General features: G+C 71.6%; 14 protein-coding genes and 1 pseudogene. 7 read left to right on the plus strand and 8 right to left on the minus strand.

The annotated features are described in order from the left end of the window. Window positions 1–514 precede the first annotated feature (514 nt). The 6 genes and pseudogenes from tal to ACIRVF_RS22500 form a co-directional block, all read right to left on the minus strand. Window positions 515–1630 (minus strand): annotated as a pseudogene (tal, locus tag ACIRVF_RS22475) (transaldolase); the annotation flags it as partial. A 745-nt stretch (window positions 1631–2375) separates the two neighbouring features. Next, entirely contained in the window at window positions 2376–2576 is a 201-nt protein-coding gene (locus tag ACIRVF_RS22480) for a DUF1059 domain-containing protein (protein WP_402820456.1), read from the minus strand. Window positions 2577–3144: 568 nt separating this feature from the next. Further along, window positions 3145–3771 (minus strand): hypothetical protein, encoded by a 627-nt coding sequence (locus tag ACIRVF_RS22485; RefSeq protein WP_402820459.1) that lies wholly within the window; start codon window positions 3769–3771, stop codon window positions 3145–3147. A 267-nt stretch (window positions 3772–4038) separates the two neighbouring features. Continuing rightward, window positions 4039–4200, minus strand: a complete 162-nt coding sequence (locus ACIRVF_RS22490) for a hypothetical protein (RefSeq protein WP_402820462.1) — start codon at window positions 4198–4200, stop codon at window positions 4039–4041. 139 nt (window positions 4201–4339) lie between these two features. Continuing rightward, window positions 4340–4993 (minus strand): ankyrin repeat domain-containing protein, encoded by a 654-nt coding sequence (locus tag ACIRVF_RS22495; protein WP_402820465.1) that lies wholly within the window; start codon window positions 4991–4993, stop codon window positions 4340–4342. A gap of 209 nt (window positions 4994–5202) precedes the next feature. Then, window positions 5203–5340, minus strand: a complete 138-nt coding sequence (locus tag ACIRVF_RS22500) for a hypothetical protein (RefSeq protein WP_402820468.1) — start codon at window positions 5338–5340, stop codon at window positions 5203–5205. Window positions 5341–5570: 230 nt separating this feature from the next. Between ACIRVF_RS22500 and ACIRVF_RS22505 the strand changes: the two genes are divergently transcribed. Together ACIRVF_RS22505 and ACIRVF_RS22510 are read left to right on the plus strand one after the other, a co-directional pair. Next, window positions 5571–5969, plus strand: a complete 399-nt coding sequence (locus tag ACIRVF_RS22505) for a nuclear transport factor 2 family protein (RefSeq protein WP_402820471.1) — start codon at window positions 5571–5573, stop codon at window positions 5967–5969. A gap of 364 nt (window positions 5970–6333) precedes the next feature. Continuing rightward, entirely contained in the window at window positions 6334–7041 is a 708-nt protein-coding gene (locus tag ACIRVF_RS22510; RefSeq protein WP_402820474.1) for a hypothetical protein, read from the plus strand. Between the two features lie 328 nt (window positions 7042–7369). Here ACIRVF_RS22510 and ACIRVF_RS22515 read toward each other — a convergent pair whose 3' ends face one another. Next, a complete protein-coding gene (locus ACIRVF_RS22515) occupies window positions 7370–8359 on the minus strand; it encodes an alpha/beta fold hydrolase (RefSeq protein ID WP_402820476.1) in 990 nt (329 codons plus the stop codon). 179 nt (window positions 8360–8538) lie between these two features. On the opposite strand from ACIRVF_RS22515, the gene ACIRVF_RS22520 reads away from it, so the two are divergent. The 4 genes from ACIRVF_RS22520 (at window position 8539) to ACIRVF_RS22535 (ending at window position 13715) form a co-directional block, all read left to right on the plus strand. After that, a complete protein-coding gene (locus ACIRVF_RS22520; protein WP_402820479.1) occupies window positions 8539–9216 on the plus strand; it encodes a helix-turn-helix domain-containing protein in 678 nt (225 codons plus the stop codon). A gap of 202 nt (window positions 9217–9418) precedes the next feature. After that, window positions 9419–10315, plus strand: a complete 897-nt coding sequence (locus ACIRVF_RS22525) for an MIP/aquaporin family protein (RefSeq protein WP_402820481.1) — start codon at window positions 9419–9421, stop codon at window positions 10313–10315. Between the two features lie 81 nt (window positions 10316–10396). Further along, on the plus strand, window positions 10397–11914 hold the full coding sequence (glpK, locus tag ACIRVF_RS22530) for a glycerol kinase GlpK (RefSeq protein ID WP_402820484.1): 1518 nt from the start codon (window positions 10397–10399) through the stop codon (window positions 11912–11914). 88 nt (window positions 11915–12002) lie between these two features. Next, window positions 12003–13715 carry a glycerol-3-phosphate dehydrogenase/oxidase gene (locus ACIRVF_RS22535; protein ID WP_402820487.1) on the plus strand — a complete coding sequence of 571 codons (1713 nt, stop codon included), beginning with the start codon at window positions 12003–12005 and terminating at the stop codon, window positions 13713–13715. A 427-nt stretch (window positions 13716–14142) separates the two neighbouring features. On the opposite strand, the gene ACIRVF_RS22540 is transcribed toward ACIRVF_RS22535, so the two are convergent. Continuing rightward, window positions 14143–14505 (minus strand): carboxymuconolactone decarboxylase family protein, encoded by a 363-nt coding sequence (locus ACIRVF_RS22540; protein ID WP_402820490.1) that lies wholly within the window; start codon window positions 14503–14505, stop codon window positions 14143–14145. 133 nt (window positions 14506–14638) lie between these two features. On the opposite strand from ACIRVF_RS22540, the gene ACIRVF_RS22545 reads away from it, so the two are divergent. Next, entirely contained in the window at window positions 14639–15559 is a 921-nt protein-coding gene (locus ACIRVF_RS22545) for a LysR family transcriptional regulator (protein ID WP_402820493.1), read from the plus strand. Window positions 15560–15693: the final 134 nt, after the last annotated feature.

Below are 15693 nucleotides of genomic sequence, written 5' to 3' on the forward strand. Positions count from 1 at the left end.
CGGTCCGGGGGGTGAGCGCGCGGGTGGCTGCCGCGACCCGCAGCTCTTCCAGGGCCGTGCTCTGGTGCTCGGCGCGTTCCAGCAGGGTGTCCAGCTGGGAGGCGTCCAGGCGCCGGTCGGTGTCGGCCAGGACGCGCAGGGTGCGCCAGCCGGATGCCTTGCCCAGGACGCCCAGGAGCATGGCCTCCGCTTCCAGGACGTCGCTGAGCGGGGAGCGGGAGAAGAGGTGACCGTTGGTCTTCAGGCGCCCGGCCTTCTCCGCGATCCAGCCCAGGGCGACCCTGGTGCGGTCGACGGACACGTCGAGGTCGGCCATGATCCGCGCCAGCGCATCCCGGTCCTCCTCCACCTGGCGGGCCAGGTCCGTCAGGACCGCTTTCTCTTCCTCGTCCTTCCTGGCCCCGGCGGCGCGCTGGAAGAGCTCCAGGCCACCGGTCGCTCCGGCGTAGTGGTCGTTGAGGTAGATCGCCAGCAGACCGGCATCGTTCGGACCACTGTCCGTGGACCCGGTGGCGGAGCGCATCTCCTTGCCCACTGAGGCCCCGAGCTCCGCCCAGCTGACCTCGAACTTCTCCAGCCCCTCACGCTCAAGGACGTCGGTCACGTCCGCGAAGTCGACACCGGCCTCCTCCAGCGACGCCAGGTGGGCCTCGGCGGCAGCGTAGTCCTCGGCCGTCAGTGCGCGGGCGGGCACGGTGCCGTGGTCGGCGAAAGCGGCCAGCGTGGCGCCGGGCATGGTGTTGACCGTACCGGCGATGACCAGCTCCTGGACGTACATCGTGTCCGGGTAGTCCGGATTCTTGACTCCGGTGGACGCCCACAACGGGCGCTGGACGTTCGCCCCGGCCGCGGCCAGGCGCTGCCAGCGCGCCTCGGCCACCACCTGCTCGTACGCCCGGTACGCCAGCCGTGCGTTGGCGACCGCGGCCTTGCCCCTGAGCGCCCGGGCCTGCGGGCTGTCCAGGGCGTCGAGGCGGCGATCGACCTCGGTGTCGACGCGCGAGACGAAGAAGGAGGCGACCGAGTGGATGCCCGACAGGTCGAGCCCCGCCTCCAGCGCCTGCTCCAGACCGGTCTGGTAGGCGTCCATCACCTGCCGGTACCGGTCCAGGGAGAAGATCAGCGTGACGTTGACGCTGATCCCCCGGGCGATGGTGGCGGTGATCGCGGCCAGTCCCTCGCTCGTCGCCGGGATCTTCACGAACAGGTTCGGTTCGGCCACCGTCTCCCACAGCTTGACCGCCTGCGCGCTCGTGGCACCGGCGTCGCGGGCCAGCCGCGGATCGACCTCGATCGAGACCCGCCCGTCCACCCCGCCGCTGCTCCGGTAGACCTCCCGGAACGCCCGGCAGCCCTCGCGCACGTCGTCGGTGGTCAGCGCGAAGACCGCGTCATCGACCTCCGCTCCTTGCGCGGCGAGGCGCGCCAGCTGGTCGTTGTACCGATCGCCCTTCGACAGCGCCGAGGCGAAGATGGTGGGATTCGTGGTGACCCCGACCACGTGCTTGCCGGCGATCAGCTTCTTGAGTTCCCCGCCGGCCAGCAGCTCGCGGGACAGGTCGTCCAGCCACACCGACACTCCTGCGGCGGACAGGTCGGCGAGGGGATCGGACGAAGCGGAAACAGACATGCGAGAACCTCCAGGTGAAGCGGTGCCGCCAAGGCCGGAAAGCCCTACGTCCTGCAGATGCTCCCCGCCCGGTGACCGGACTCGTGGCAACGGCACCCGCTATCTCGCGTGTCTCCCCATTCGCCCTCCTCACTCCCTGCTCGACCCGGCTGTACCGGCCCCAGAGGTCGGCGTACGCCGCCCAGGGCCCCGGCTGGCCCCGGCTGCGGCGAAGCGGGCCGCGCCGGCGGCGAGCAGCCACAGCAGGTCCGTGGCCACGACGGACGAGGGAAGAGGCGGCGCGCGGAAGTCCGGGGGGTGACCCCGCGCGCCGCCGGCTCCGCCCGCGACCTCCGGCTACCCCCGTCGACCCACCTCATGCACCGCTCGGCGCCCTGGGTCCCTTCCAGCCGCGACGTGGCGATACCGCGCCCCATGGCGAAGGAGCCGTCCTGCGCGCCGGATCCGACCGCGTCCCCGTGCCCCTGCGGAATCGCGCCGCCCGCCGCGGTGGCGTCCCGCACGCGCTCGTACCCGAGGGGTCACTCTGACGTTGTCGGCGCCGGAGTCGTCGCGCTGATACCCCGATGTCGGGTACCACACGACGGACGAACGGCCATCGGACGAATCCACGTCTGAACAGACGTTTGCTGTGGAACTGCCCGAGGTGCTACGGCACATCCGCTGTCGCACCCATCCCGAGCGGCCACCGATCTGAGCAGGGGAACCGGCGGCCCGCCGCCGTGAGGGTCGGGTGTGCGTCGGGTCAGGTGTGCGTCGGGACCTCGTCCTTCAGCGCCGCGCGAAGCTGGTCGCGCAGCTGTGGGGTGTCCGCCTCGCCGTGGACGGAGGCGGCGTGTTCGGCGGCGGCCCGGACCACCTCGTCCTCGGTGCCGGAGATCGCCAGAGAGCAGCCGGACTCACTGGGGAAGTCGCGGCAGTCGATGACCTTGCGTTCCTGTCCCATCGTGACCTCCTTCGGGGATATCTCAAGTATCCGCCGGGCGGGGTCGGCCCGCCCCTACGGGAATTCCGGTACGACCGCGGGGCTGCGACGTCCCTCACCGGCGTAGCCGGGCCTGCGGGAGTCGGGAACGGGAAGCGGGGCATCAGCCGGCGGGAGGGCTCGTCGGCCGCAAGGAGGCGTCGGTCTGCCGCGCACCGCCCGCACGACCTGGCTCGTGGAGAAGAGCTCCCGGCCTACCCCCTCATCCTCGCCGTCTTCAACGGGGCCACCGGCCCACTCCGGGCCCGTGCCGTCTGCGAAGCCCTCGACCACGAACCACTGCCGAAGAACATCGAAGGCACGGCTTTGCTCACGAGATCGCGGCCCTGGCACGACTTCCGTGGACCTACGGCAACGGTTGCCGGCACTGGATAAGGGCTCGCCGCAAAGAGGGCGCTCCTCTACCGTGAGCCGGAGCGGGATGGCGCGCATTCTCGCAGGCTGCGGTGCCGTGGCAGAGCGGCCCATTGCGATCGACGTGGGCGAGGTCCCGCTCACGGCGACTGACGGAGACGGGGCGGGCCTGCCCCTATCTGTCCGCGGGTTCGAATCTCGTCGGCACCGCAGCCGACCTGTGAGCTCGTCCAGCGCACGCCCTGCGACGCCGGTCCCGGTCCACAGAAGTTGAGCCGGAGCCCGATCTCGTGAACGAAGCCAGTGGCCGGCCGACATCGAGCCTGCCGTGGAGCGGCACGCCGGCCTGGAAGACGCGCCCGGCGTCACGGGCCTGCACGCCCTCGTCGAGAACCCCGCGGAACCTCGTCTTCGTGAGGGTGCGCTGCTGGACGGCGAGGACGAACTCCGTGGCCATGGGCACCCCCAGGTAGGCCCGAGCCTCCCCGTCGGGCCACGCGGGATCCAGCACGGTGCCGTCGGCGCTCGCGCACCACGCGTGCGCCCGCACCGCCCCCTCGGCGGTGAGCGCGTACCCCTCGACGTAGGCGCCCGGCAGGAGCCGGGCGACGCGAAGTGCGTTGCGGTGGCAGCGTCCGGGTGCGCCGCGGCGCGGGGCGCCGGAGCGCGGCCAGGGTGTGGGAGTGAACAGGCGTCCTTGGGCGAGCACGACGCGCGCTGCCGGGCAGCCGGTTGTGGTGGCCAGGGCCGTGACGGCGTCAACGAGGGCGTACTCCTCGGCGGTCAGCAGGTCGTCAGGCACACGTCGAGTGTCCGCCCGGTCCGTGGGAGCGGCCCGCTGACGGGGCGACGGAGTGATGTCAGCCGGGAACTCGACGGCTGTCGGCGTCACAGCGCCGGTGGGGCGAAGGCCGCGTCGAGGCAGCCGTCCGGCAGGCCCGTTCCCCTCGTGTCCTGGGCAGAATATTCGGCTTCTGGCTCAGCTTCTGCAGGCGATCACTGTGATCACCTTGCCCCAGGGCCAACTGTGCGTCGGGCCAGTAGATCTGTACTCCGCCGCCGACGCTTCCTACTGGCGCTCACGCGGATGCTGCGTCGGCATGCTGACGTTCTGCGAGTGTGTGCGTCCCAGGATCTCACCGCTGTGCACCGCTGCCACGACGCCGACCACAGGGGCGGAGAGGAGTGTGAGCAGCACCGGCCCGTATCCGACATCGGTCGCCACTGCCACGACGACAGTCTCACCGAGATATGTCGTTCCGGCGACAGCCCCGGCGAGTAGCCCCCGCAGTGAAGTGCGCCCACCCAGCCACTCGGGTGACAGCGCAAGTGCCGCACCGGTGAGCGCACGGGGCGGAACGCCTGTTCGGCTACCAGCCGGAGTCGACCAGCACGCAGCCGTCCGGGGTGATGTGGTGGGTGTGGCCTGAATAGCCGACCACCCGACAGTGGCTGGTCACCCTGAGGCGGGGCGCGGCCGCGGCTTCCTCCAGGCGGATGCCGAAGCCGCCGTACATGCCGGGCACACCGAACCACAGCTCGGGGTCGGGCAGTTCGGTCAGGACGCAGACCTGTGGGAGGACCAGCGCCCTCTTGACGCCGTAGTACTCGGTGCGGACCCGGATCAGCGCGTGCAGGAAGTGCTCCATCGCCCGCAGGTCGGGCTCCGGCACCTGGTGCAGGGGCGCCGGTTCCAGCAGCGGCAGCAGGGCGTCGCGGCCGAGCCGGACGGCGACGTCGGCGGGGCGCTCCCCGTCCGTCGAGCGCAGGGTGCGCCAGGCGCCGGCGTCCAACAGCTGCCGGACGACCTCGGCCGGGGCGTTGTGCCAGGCAGCCTGGTGCAGCGGCGCCCAGCCGCTCCGGCCGCCGACACGACGGGTGTTGGCCAAGCCGGGCGACTTCGCGACGGCGGCCAGCACGGCCGGCCAGTCGCCCCTGTGCGCCGCATCGGACAGCTGGTCCCGCTCGGCCTGGTGGACGTCCTTGTAGACGCCCCGCTCCGCCACGCCGTCCCAGTCGACCATCCGCTCCCCCTCACTCCGCCGGCGCGCCATGCTAGCCCGGGGCCGGAGCCGGTGTCGCCGGGGGCGGCGACGGTGGGCGGGCCGTCACGTCCGCCAGACGTCGTCACGACGGCGGTGCTCGGCCGGCAGGAAGCACACCGCCTCCGAGCTGCCGTACAGCGGCCACTGGCACAGCAAGGCTCACATGCCCGCGAGAGGCTGAAAGGTCTTCATCTGTGGTCGTGGCGGAAGGCGGGGATCTCGTCGCGGGTCGGGTGGTTCGGCGGGGGCGCCGGCTTGTCCTGGAGGACAGCGGTGATGACGGCTGCGGCCCGGTCGTTGTTGTCGTCGAGGCCGTTCCACTCCACACTGGCCGTGGCGTACCAGCGACGGGAACGCGGACACAGCCATCTGTACTCGGTTCGGTGGAGTGCAGACCTTCCCTGCACGGGCTTGTGACGCTTGAACTCGCCGGGGCCTTCGACGCCCCCACAGCACAGGCACGTCCCCGCCGGACGGCGGCGTTCAGATCGCCGGGAGTGGGGAAGGCACGGTTGGCAAGGGCCGTGCGCCGCAGTCCGATCAGGAAGTCCGCACCATGGCAGACACCGCACAAGCGACAACCGTCCCCGGCTGGGTCCTGCAGTTCATGGACGCCATCGACACCCTGGAGTTCGACAAGGGCTTCGCGCCACTGACCGACAACACCGACATGTACTTCGGCACCGCGCACATCCACGGCGTCGAGGCCATCAAGGAGTTCTTCGTCAAGATCGACGCGCCACTGGTCATCAGCCATGAGGTCCTGGAGTTCTGGACCGCGGGCGACGGGGTCCGTCTGCTGCGCGGTGAGGCGGTCATGGCCAAGAAGAGCGAACCGGAGCGGGTGGTGCGCGCCCCCTTCATGCACATCTTCTACCTCGACCAGGAAGAGCCGGTGCGCATCCGGACGCTCCGTGTCACTGCGGGCCCCCTGCAGACCGACGCCGTGATGTGACCCGGCTCGGGGCACGGCCTCCGCGAGGTCACGGCTTGCCGGTCACCACCCAGAATTCGGCCCGGAGTTCGCCTACGTCGTGATCGGCACGGACATCCACGTCTTCGCGGGCCGCCTGTCCCTGCCGCGATCACGGATCGAGTAGTACGTCGGGTCGATCTGAGTACTCGTACTCAGGCCGGTTCGGTCGTGACTGCCGGAGCATGGGCTGGTCGCTCCGGGTGGCGGTGTGACGCCTCACGCTGTCGGGCGCTCCGTGCCCCGGAACGCTGGTTGCGTCGGCCCCGCGCGGGTCCGATGACCAGCACGCCCACCCGCTGCGCCCGCCCTCACACCGACTCACTCGATCCCCGGGGACCTATCCATGCGAACCGACCTTCTGTTGCGTGCAGCCGTGCCGATGACTGCGGCGCTCGCCTTGACGCTGACGGCCTGCGGGCCGGATCAAGAGGGCGGGGGTGGCTCGGCCGGCGCGAGCCCGGCGGCCGGCTCCGGCGCCACCTCCGGCGCCGGCTTCGGCGGCCGGCCGGACGGGAGCGGCACGAGTGCGCCGTCTGTGACGGCTTCCGCCTCCACCCCTGCCGAGGCTTCGCCGAGTCCGAGTGCCCCCGTCGGCGGCCGCTTCCCGGGGGCGCTGGCGGTCGGCACGAAGGCCCAGGGGACCTACCCCGACCACGAGAAGGGCGACATCTCGGTCAGCATCGGTCCGACGAGTGTGGTCAAGGGCGACATCGGCGACCTGGCCAGGTTCCTCAAGCCGGAGGACACGGCCGGGAGGACGCCGTACTACGTGAACGTCACCTACACCCACACTGGCGGCAACGGGATCTACGAGCCCTACTTCAACCGGCAGTTGCGGGCGATGGTCAGCGACACCGTCCAGGCACGCAAGGTCGACCTGCTCAGCAGCTTCCCGAAGTGTGAGAGCGACGTCCCCCACGGCGGCAAGGACTTCGTCAAGGGCCAGAGTGAGCACGAGTGCGCGATCTATCTGGCGCCGAGCGACAAGCCGCTGACGTACCTGCTGTGGATCGACAAGGACGGCACGCCGCTCGCGTGGAAGACGAACTGACCACCGCTGGGACCGCGAAGCCCGGCCCGGAGGTGACGTACCGCTCCTCGCAGTCCAGCCACGGTTGGGCAGAACCAGCTTGTCGACGTCGTACGGCCGGTGGGCGGTGTTCGGTCACGCACCCCTGATCGGCACCTCCGCCCTGATCCTGCGGCCGGGGCTCGTCCGCGCCCTTACCGGCAGGAGGGGACGGAGGCGGCTGGAGGGTCCGCCGTCCTGCTCCCGCCGGGGGACGCGCGGCGCTGAGCGGGCGTGAGGTTCGGACGCTGCCTTCGGGTGTGCCGGCTGGGGTTCTCCTGCGTCCGGGCTCGGCGGGCGCGCCCGCGGTTCAGCCCTGGAGGGAGGCGAGCCAGGAGGTCAGGAGGCGGTTGACCTCCTCGGGGCGCTCCTGCTGGATCCAGTGTCCGCAGCCGTCCAGGATGTGGGCGGAGGACAGCCCGGGGAGGGTAGCCGGGTACGCGTCGATCGCGTCGGCCATCCAGGTCGTGGAGGCGTCCAGGGCGCCGCCGATGAACAGGGACGGCTGCGTGATCGGGGCGCCGCCGTACGGCGCGAGGTCCTCCCAGTCGCGGTCCATGTTGCGGTAGCGGTTGAGGGCCCCGGTCATGCCGGTACGCTCGAACTCCCCGGCGTACATGTCGAGGTCGTCCTCGGTCAGCCACGCGGGCAGCTTGCCGTCGGGGAAACGGTCGCGCAGCCGGCCGCCGGCGCGGGCCACGAAGTGGGGGTCGGGCTCGCCCTGGGTGGGCATGGTGTCGGCGGACATGGCTGCGTAGAAACCCGCGAGCCAGCCCCGCAGGTCGGGCTCCATCTCCGCTTCGGCCCGGCCGGGTTCCTGGAAGTACGAGACGTAGAACTCCTGGTCGCCGCCCATCTGCGCGAAGACGTCGCTGGGGCGGGGACCGCCGGGCGGCGCGTAGGGGACGCTCAGCAGTCCGACGGCGCGGAAGACCTCCGGGTGGAGGAGGGCGGAGGCCGCGGCGATGCTGGAGCCCCAGTCGTGCCCGACGATCACCGCCCTCTCCTCGCCCAGGGCGCGCACCAGGGCGACGTTGTCCTCCACCAGGTCGAGCATCCGGTAGGCGTCCGTCGCGGCCGGCTTGGAGGAGCGGCCGTAGCCGCGCACGTCGAGCGCCACGGCCCGGTACCCCGCCGTCGCGAGGGCCGGGAGCTGGCGGCGCCAGGAGTACCAGGACTCGGGGAAGCCGTGGACGAGCAGGACCAGCGGTCCGGTGCCCTGCTCGACCAGGTGCAGGCGCCCGGCGGGTGCCTCGATGGTGCGGTGGCGCAGGTCGGCGGACGGCGCGGGCTGGTGCATGGCTTCTCCTCGGTTCACGGGCGGCCGCGGTTGCCCACCGATCTTGCGGCGGGGCGGCCGCCCGGCGCCAGAACCCTTGCCGTCCTGGCAAACTGGCAGGACAGGTCGGTGGACGCGGCACGGCTGGAGAGAGTGGGGCGACGGTGACGGACGACGGCACGGCCGACACACTGGCGGCCATGGGCCCTCGGCTGCGGACCGCGCGCGAGCAGCGCGGCGCCACGCTCACCGGTGTCAGTCGCACGACTGGCATCTCGCCGAGCACGCTGTCGCGGATCGAGACCGGTCGGCGCAAGCCGACCCTGGAGGTGCTGCTGCGGCTCGCGAAGGCGTACGGCACCTCCCTGGACGAGCTGGCCGGCACCGCACCCGTCGCCGCACCCGCCGCCGCGGCCGGACCGCGCACCGGGATACCGCAGCGTCCCGGCGGCGACAAGGTGGTGCTTCCGTTGACCCGGTACGTGGGGGGCCTGCACGCCCACAAGCACGTCCTGCCCGCCGTCGATGCGCCGCCGGCCCGGCCACGGCAGGTCTCCCACGACGGGTACGAATGGCTGTGCGTCCTGTACGGGCGGCTGTGGCTGGCGCTGGGCGAGCAGGACCTCGTCCTGAGCGCCGGGGAGGTGGCCGAGTTCGACACCCGTACCGCCCATGGAGTCGCGAACGCCGGACCTGGCGGACCGGTCGAATACCTGATCATGTTCGGGCCGCAGGGAGAGCGCCTCCGACCGCACCCCGGAGCATCCGGATCACGTCGCCGTGTTCCCCTTCCGGAAAGCGGAGTTGAGCGGCCCGCCCGGAAGGCGCCGGCCGGGTGGGACACCACGGGCTCACCGCGCTCGTCCGGCGGCGCGTAGCGGCCGGCCCGCTCGACCTCCTCCCCCGCCCAGAGCTGCCGCCGGCGAGGTCGGGGTGCACCGGGACCGGCGCCGAGCAACCCCTGCGAGGCCGAGCGTCTGTGGCTCGAACGGCCGTCTCCGCAGGCCACCGTGCCGGTTCTCGCGGAGGCTGGGTCGCGTAAGCCTTTAGGGATGACCCGGTTGACGGGAATCGGATTCCATGACGGAGAACACGGGAAACACGCGCGCGAGCAGGGCCACCCGCAGTCCCAGCCGAAGACTGCTCGGTGAACTCTGCGCGGAGTTCACCGGAACGATGATCCTGATCCTCTTCGGCGTCGCCGTGGTGGCTCAGGTGGTCGCCGGCGGCATCGGCAACCACGACAGCATCGCCTGGGCCTGGGGCCTCGGTGTCACCTTCGGCATCTACACGGCCGCTCGGATCAGCGGAGCCCACCTCAATCCGGCGGTCACCGTCGCGCTCGCCGTCTTCAAGGGATTCGAGTGGCGCAAGGTGCTGCCGTACGCGCTGGCACAGACCGCCGGGGCGTTCGTCGCGGCGCTGCTGGTGCGCTGGAACTACACCGAGGTGCTGAACCAGGTCGATCCCGGTCACACCCTCAAGACCCAGGGCGTCTTCTCCACCCTCCCGGGCAACGGCACGGCTCCGGTCAGCGACTGGGGTGCGCTGCGCGACCAGGTCATCGGCACCGCCATCCTGGTCTTCCTGGTGCTCGCGGTGACCGACGTGCTGAACACGCCACCGGAAGCCAACCTGGGCCCGTTCATCGTCGGCCTCATCGTGGTGGGAATCGGCATGGCCTGGGGCACCGACGCGGGCTACGCGATCAACCCGGCCCGCGACTTCGGGCCGCGCCTGGCCAGTTATCTCACCGGATACTCGCATGCCTGGCGGGACCAGTACGGCCATCTGTACTTCTGGGTACCGATCGTCGGCCCGCTGATCGGCTGTCTGGTCGGCGGTGTCGCGTACCGCTACCTGATCACTCCCCATCTCGGGGTCGAGGGGCCCGAGGGGCCCGGCCGGGCCCCGATCGAGCCGATCGAGCCGATCGAACCGATCGAACCGATCAAGCCGATCGAGCCGACAGGCTGAAAGTCGGCTTCGTGCCGGCCGGCATCACCAGCCCCACCCGGCGCACGCGGAAGCGGAAGCACAGAAGCAGAGGCGGCAGCCATGCCAGAGTTCGTCGGAGCGGTGGACCAGGGGACCACGAGCTCGCGATTCATGATCTTCGACCACGCCGGCAACGAGATGGCGATGCAGCAGTTGGAGCACACCCAGATCCTGCCCCGCCCCGGTTGGGTGGAGCACGACCCGGTGGAGATCTGGGAGCGGACCAGCTCGGTGATGCACAACGCCCTCCGGCAGGGCAACCTGTCGCCGGCCGACCTGGTGGCGATCGGGATCACCAACCAGCGTGAGACGACGGTCGTCTGGGACCGGCGCACCGGCCGACCGTACTACAACGCGATCGTCTGGCAGGACACCCGCACCGACTCGATCGCGGCCGCGCTGGAGCGCGACGGACACGGTGAGGTGATCCGCCGCAAGGCCGGGCTGCCGCCGGCCACGTACTTCTCCGGCGGCAAGATCAAGTGGATCCTGGACAACGTCGAGGGCGTCCGGGCGGACGCGGACAAGGGACACGCGATCTTCGGCACCACTGACTGCTGGGTGCTGTGGAACCTCACCGGCGGCCCGGAAGGCGGGATCCACGCGACCGACGTGACCAACGCCAGCCGCACCATGCTGATGAACCTGGAGACGCTGGACTGGGACGACGAACTGCTGGCGCTGTTCGGCATCCCGCGCGCGATGCTGCCGGTGATCCGCCCGTCCTCGCACGCCGGGGCGTACGGCACGGCCCGCGCCTCGGGGCCGCTGCGCACAGCCGTACCGATCACGGGGGTGCTCGGTGACCAGCACGCGGCGACCGTCGGGCAGGTCTGCTTCGCACCCGGCGAGGCGAAGAACACCTACGGCACCGGCAACTTCCTGGTGCTCAACACCGGTACCACGCTGGTCCGTTCACGGCACGGCCTGCTCAGTACGGTGGCCTACCAGTTCGGCGACAGCCCGGCGGTGTACGCGCTGGAGGGTTCGATCGCGGTTACCGGCTCAGCCGTCCAGTGGCTGCGGGACCAGCTGAAGATCATCGACAGTGCGCCGGAGGTCGAGCGGCTCGCCCACACGGTCGACGGCAGCGAGGGCGTCTACTTCGTGCCCGCCTTCTCCGGGCTCTTCGCGCCCTACTGGCGCTCGGACGCCCGCGGCGCGATCGTCGGCCTGGCCCGGTATCACACCAACGGGCACCTGGCCCGGGCCACGCTGGAGGCCATCTGCTACCAGAGCAGGGACGTGGTCGAGGCGATGGAGCAGGACTCCGGCGTCCACCTCGACGTGCTCAAGGTGGACGGCGGGGTGACCGCCAACGACCTGTGCATGCAGACCCAGGCCGACGTGCTCGGCGTCCCGGTCAGCCGTCCGGTGGTCGCCGAGACCACTGCGCTCGGCGCCGCGTACGCAGCCGGCCTGGCTACCGGCTTCTGGCGGGACGAGGACGAACTGCGCTTGCACTGGCAGGAGTCGAAGCGCTGGGAGCCCTCGTGGAGCGAAGAGCGGCGCGCCGAGGGGTACGCGGGGTGGCAGAAGGCCGTGCAGCGCACCCTCGACTGGGTCGACGTCAAGTAGTACGCCGAGTGGCACGCCGAGTAGCACGTCAAGCAGTACCTCAACGAGCGTAAGTGGCACCCCGACGAGAGAAAGAACGGGCCAACTCATGGTGAAGTCAGCGCCGCTCTCCCCGCAGGCCCGGGCCGAGGCGCTCACCCGGATGGCCGAGCGCGAGCTCGACGTGCTGGTGCTCGGGGGTGGTGTGGTGGGCGCGGGCTCGGCCCTCGACGCGGTCACCCGGGGCCTGAGTGTCGGACTCGTGGAGGCCCGCGACTGGGCGGCCGGCACCTCCAGCCGCTCCAGCAAGCTGATCCACGGCGGCTTGCGCTACCTGGAGATGCTCGACTTCCGCCTGGTCGCGGAAGCCCTCAAGGAGCGCGGCCTGCTGATCCATCGGCTCGCCCCGCACCTGGTCCACCCGGTGCCGTTCCTCTACCCGCTGACCCACCGGATCTGGGAGCGACCGTACGTCGGCGCCGGCGTGCTGCTCTACGACACGATGGGGATCACCTCCGGCACCGCGCGCGGTCTGCCGCACCACCGGCACTTGCTCAAGCGGCAGGCGCTGCGCGAGGCGCCGGCGCTGCGCGCGGACGCGCTGGTCGGCGCCGTCCAGTACTGGGACGCGCAGGTGGACGACGCCCGGCACACCGCCAACATCGTGCGTACGGCGGCCTCCTACGGCGCGCACGTGGCCAACCGCAGTCAAGTCACCAGCTTCCTGCGGCAGGGCGAGCGGGTCGTCGGCGTGGTGGTCCGGGACCTGGAGAGCGGGCAGGAGTTCGAGGTCCGGGCGAAGCAGGTGATCAACTCCACCGGCGTGTGGACCGACGACACACAGAGCTTGGCCGGCACCCGCGGCCAGTTCCACGTCCGGGCCTCCAAGGGCGTCCACCTGCTGGTGCCGCGCGACCGGATCAACTCCCGCACCGGGCTGATCCTGCGCACCGAGAAGAGCGTGCTCTTCGTCATCCCGTGGGGACGGCACTGGATCGTCGGCACCACCGACACCGCATGGGACCTGGACAAGGCCCACCCGGCCGTCAGCGCCAGTGACATCAGCTACCTGCTGGAACACGTCAACAAGGTGCTGGTGACCCCGCTCACGCCGGAGGACGTCGAGGGCGTCTACGCGGGGCTGCGGCCGCTGCTGGCCGGCGAGGCCGCCGAGACCAGCAAGCTCTCCCGCGAGCACCTGGTCGCGCACCCCGTCCCCGGTCTGGTCGTGGTCGCGGGCGGGAAGTACACGACGTACCGGGTGATGGCCAAGGACGCGGTGGACGAGGCGGTGCGCAATCTGGACGAGAAGGTCCCGCCGTGCGTCACGCAGGACGTCCCCCTGATCGGCGCCGACGGCTACCACGCGATCTGGAACGCCCGGCACACCCTCGCCGAGCAGTCCGGCCTGCACGTCGCCCGGGTCGAGCACCTGCTGCACCGGTACGGCTCGCTCCTGTACGAGCTGCTCGCGATGATCGCCGAGGACCGCTCGCTCGGCGAGCCGCTGCCGAGCGCCGACGACTACCTGCGGGTCGAGGCCGTCTACGCGGTCACCCACGAGGGCGCCCGGCACCTGGACGACGTGCTCGCCCGGCGCACCCGGATCTCGATCGAGACCTGGGACCGCGGCGTGAACTCGGCGCGCACGGTCGCCGAGCTGATGGCCGGCCCGCTCGGCTGGGGCCCCGAGCAGATCGAGCGCGAGGTCGACCACTACCTCAAGCGGGTCGAGGCCGAGCGCGAGGCGCAGCACCAGCCGGACGACCTGACGGCGGACGCGGTACGGCTCGGCGCCCCGGAGATCGTGCCGCTGAGCTGAACACCCGGCAGCCGGCCTGCCAGGGCCCACCACGAGGAGCAACGGGCGTGGGGGGGGGGGGGGGGGCGGCGCGGGGGGCGCCCCCCCCCCCCCCCCCCCCCCCCCCCCCGCCCGCCCCCGCCGCCCCCCCCCGCCCCCCCCCCCCGTCGCGTCGGGGGGGGGGGGGGGGGTCCAACTCCGGCCGCCCCCCCCCCCCCCCCCCGCCCACTCGCCAAGGCGCACTCCGGGCACGTCCACTCCACTTCCAGGACCCGCCTCGTCAAAGGCGTCGTGGAGATCATCAAAGGAGACCAGCAGACGGCCCGGACGTTCGTCCGCGGCGGGCTCAACGTCGGCGCCCCCGGTTACGAGGCCCAGCAACAGCTCAAGAAGCGCACGGTCCGGTGATCGGGCGGGTCCGCCGGCCGGAGGCGGTGCGTGGCACGGCCTACGAGGGTGACGACGTGACCGAGTGTCCGTCGTAGAGCTTCATCGCCTGCAGGCCATGAGCCAGCGCCCCGCCGGCACGCACCGCTCCGGCAACGAAGATGACCTCCGCGAGTTCCTCGGCGGTCACGCCGTGTCGGCGCGCCTGGGCGGTGTGCACGTCTAGGCAGTACGAGCACTGGGTGGTCAGTGCCACGGCGATCGCCACGAGTTCACGGTACTTGCGTGGCACGGAGCCGCTTCCGCGGTCGACGACCTCCTGGAAGGACTGCCAGGCGGCGAACTCCTCGGGAGCGAGCCGTCCGACCTGCCGGGCGCGTTGCAGGTCGGACGGCTCGGCGTAGCCGTGGCTGTGCTGGTGCATGCGAGTGCCTCCGTTGGTGAGCAGGAATCGGGCGAGAACCGTTCGATCGCCCGGGAACAGCTCACCAGCGCACCCGCAAGGGCGTCCAAGACCGTTTCGGTAGTCCTCGGACCTTCTCGATATGGTGCACGGCATGGATCTTCGCCGCCTGCGGTATTTCGTCGCCGTGGCCGAGGAGTTGCACTTCGGTCGCGCGGCTGCGCGGCTGCACATGTCGCAGCCCCCGCTCAGTCAGCGCATTCGTGAGCTGGAGAACGAGCTCGGCTGTCAGCTGTTCCAACGGTCCGCGCAGGGCGTACGGCTCACCGAGGCCGGTTCGGTTCTGCTGGGCGAGGCACGGGAGTTGCTCGACGCGGCGGAGCGGGCGCGGGAACGGGTACGGGAGACGGGCCGGCGGCGCACCATCGTGGTGGGCACCGTCGCCGGAGCCGGTCTCGAATTCGGCCCCCGCGCGGCCGCAGCCTTCCGCCGTACCCGTCCCGACGCGCAAGTACGGCTGTGCGAGGCGGATATCAGCGACCCGACGGCGGGGCTGCGGTCCGGTCGGGTCGACGTCGCCCTGACTCGGCTCCCGTTCGACACCACGGGCCTCGCGGTCCGGCTGCTGGGGACCGAGCCGCTGGTCGCAGCGGTTCCCGCGGACGACCCCGTGGCACGGCGGCCCCATCTGCGGGTCGGCGACCTGCTGGGCCGACCGTGGATCCGCCTGCCCGAGGACGCCGACGCCGTCTGGCGGCGGTACTGGCTCGGCGAGGCCGACAGCGGCGAGGCGGTGGAGCGGTCCGCGGGCACCGGCTCGGGGCTCGTCGTCCGCACGGTGCCGGAGTGCCTGCATGCCGTCGTGTGGCAGGGTGCCGTCGGCATCCTCCCCGCGGGTGCGACCCACCGCCACCGAACCGAGGGCGTCGCCTTCGTCCCGCTGACCGACTACCCGCCGAGCCGAGTCGTGCTCGCCTGGCCGTCAGAGGTCCCCGACCCCGCGGTCCTCGCCTTCGTCGAGGCGGTCGGTGCGAGGACCGTTCCGGACGGGCCCCGGGTGCGGCCGGCCCCGTAGGGCCGGCCCTCCGTCCGGCAGGGCGCGGGCGCCGCCGAGGCCGCGGGGCGGACGGACACGGCCCGCTACGTCGGCCGGTCCGGTCGCGGACGACAGCGGTGATCATGAGGTAACCGAGGTCACGCTCCGTCCTT

The organism is Kitasatospora sp. NPDC101157 (assembly GCF_044768255.1).
In the GTDB taxonomy this organism is placed as follows: domain Bacteria; phylum Actinomycetota; class Actinomycetes; order Streptomycetales; family Streptomycetaceae; genus Kitasatospora.